The sequence below is a fragment of the Zavarzinella formosa DSM 19928 genome (assembly GCF_000255705.1).
Taxonomy (GTDB): Bacteria; Planctomycetota; Planctomycetia; order Gemmatales; family Gemmataceae; genus Zavarzinella; species Zavarzinella formosa.
In genome coordinates this window covers 82,688-85,077 of the sequence record NZ_JH636453.1, presented here as the reverse complement: position 1 = coordinate 85,077, position 2,390 = coordinate 82,688, and the positions used below count along the sequence as shown (strand labels likewise).

Annotated in this window: 1 protein-coding gene and 1 pseudogene; both read right to left on the bottom strand. The window is 52.2% G+C overall.

Annotated features, from left to right (window positions below; all coding sequences use genetic code 11):
• Window positions 1-477: 477 nt before the first annotated feature.
• A pseudogene (locus tag BGIM_RS55990) lies at window positions 478-1,254 on the bottom strand (IS5 family transposase).
• Window positions 1,255-1,456: 202 nt separating this feature from the next.
• Window positions 1,457-2,390 (bottom strand): WD40 repeat domain-containing protein (locus BGIM_RS55985; RefSeq protein ID WP_193789085.1); only part of this gene is annotated, 934 nt, incomplete at its 5' end.

Here is a 2,390-nt window from a genome sequence, read left to right as displayed (position 1 = left end):
GGCCGAACGGATGGGCGGCGCCGCGTCGCGAACCGGATGGGCGGGACGGCCCGCGAACGCCACCGGCGGCGGGCCTGATCCCGGATAGTCGAGTGCGGCGTGAACGGCGGCTCGTCGGAAACGGATCAACAACGGCTGACGGATGAAGACAACAAAATGGCGACGACTCCGCTTCGGAAGGGAGCGTGAAGACGGGGGAGAGATGGAATGAAGCCGGCCGACTGGCCGCCAAGAGCCGCCTTCATTCTATCTCTCCCCCGGAAAACCAACCAAAACGGGCTTGATTCAACGACGGCTTCATCGTCGACCCAGTTCGGCTGCCGGAGCGCGACGGCTGGAACCAATGCCACAACGACAGAGGTCCCCGGTCGGCTGCAACGCTTTGTTCGGCTTATGCTTGTCACGACGTTTTAAAATGGACAGGCAGATGTTTTTACGGCCTTCCAATGCTTTAGAGCCACCGGAAAAAATGGTTATCTATAAGAATCGGAGAGTGATCAAGCCGGCGGCGAGAGTCAGAAACGCTTGATGAACCTTCAAGAGCCGGTCTTTGCGAAATCCCAACCGCCGAAACTGGTGAAGCCGGCAGAGGGTTCGCTCGACCGGCCAGCGGAACACGCCCGGTGTTTCTCTTCGCCAGTTGCGGATCGATGCGCCGGGCTTCGCACGCCCCGCGCAACGGTTCCGAGTCATAGGCCCGGTCCCCGAAGAGTTGTTTCGGATATCGTCGTGGTCGCCCGGCCTTTCCGGCCACGTCCGGCAGCGAGTTGATCAGGGGCATGAACGCCCGCGTGTCATGCCCGTTGGCCCTGTGGTTGTGGTCGTCAGCGGCACGCCCTGCCCGTCGACGATGGCGTGGTGTTTCGTGCCAAGTTTGCGGCGATCCGTGGGGTTTGGCCCGGTTGCCTCGCCGCCCAAAGGCGACCGGGAGGTGGAACTGTCAATGGCCGCCCGCGACCAGTCAATGCCGTCGGCGGCGTTGAGTTGGGACAACAAGACGCGGTGCAGTTGGTCCCAGACGCCGGCTTCCTGCCAGGACGCCAGGGTGTTGCGGCAGGTCTTGCCGCAGCCGAGCCCGAGTTCGGCGGGCAGGTCGTCCCAAGACAGGCCGGTTTTCAGCACGAAGACGATGCCGGCCAGGACAAGGCGGCGGTCAAGCGGTTTGCGGCCCGGATGGTCGAACCGCCGGGGTTTCTCGGGCGGCAGCAACGGTTCGATCGCCGCCCAAAGTTCATCGGTGACAAGCGTTTTCATGACGAACTCCGTCAAAAAAGACCGTCTCAACAACAGTGCAATTAATATGCCGCTATCCCATTTTTTCCGGTGGCTCTTAGGGCAAACAACCCACTCCAGGAATTCAGTCCATCCATTTGAGTTTTCGTAATAGTTTCAATAGAAAGTGACATCCTGAAAATTGCGAATATGGTTGCCACTTTATTTTCATTGGTCAAATAATTTATTTTGGCCAATTTTTGATTAATGACATATTAGATTCAAAAGCACTTCCAGATGCCAACGTCTTTCCGTCAGGAGAACTAGACAGGCCCGTCACAGGAAAATCATGAATATTCATTCTAATCTCACCAACCAAATTATCGCGTGAGAGAGAGCATACCACAACCTGGCCGTTAAACATACCAATGGCCATCTGGTTGGCTCCCGGGATCATTACAGCACATACGGGCTTATTAATACCAAAATTCCATGTTGCAATATCATTGCCACTGCCATTCGCGAATGAAATATTCCATAATTTAACAATTCCATCATCGCTGCCAACGATCAATTGCAGCCTGTCTTTCGATGACACAAGGAATCGTATAGAACCGGAATGTCCCTTAAGCTGAAATAATTCTCTGTTGGTTTTCAAATTCCAGATCCTCACAATTCCATCGTCGCACCCGAACGCAAACAAATCATCTTTGAATGAAGCGATCGATTTTGCCACCCATTTAACATTGTCAATCTTTGTAGTTGAACTGTTGTCTTGCGGATTCCACAGAGTCACTCGGTTGTCATTGCCACAAATAACAAGGTGCTTCCCATCAAGGGTAAGATGCATTGAATTGATAATGTCATTATGCCCTTGAAATTTTTGGGTTATTTGGAATGTCTTAAGATTCCAAGCGAAGCACAAATTGTCTCTTCCTCCAGAAAATAAAACCTTTGAATCCGGAGAAAATTGAATACAAGACACGAATTTTTTATGCCCTTGCAATTTACCAAGAAACTTGAGATTTGGAATCGAAATTAAGTGGATATCCGAGACGCCATCAGGTTCTCCGGTCGCAAAAGCCATTGTTTTGCCGTCAGGAGAATAGGCAATTTGCTGGACGAATTGCTTATCATCAGTGCGTATTCTTTCATGAGCAATATTTTCTGCAATCGCG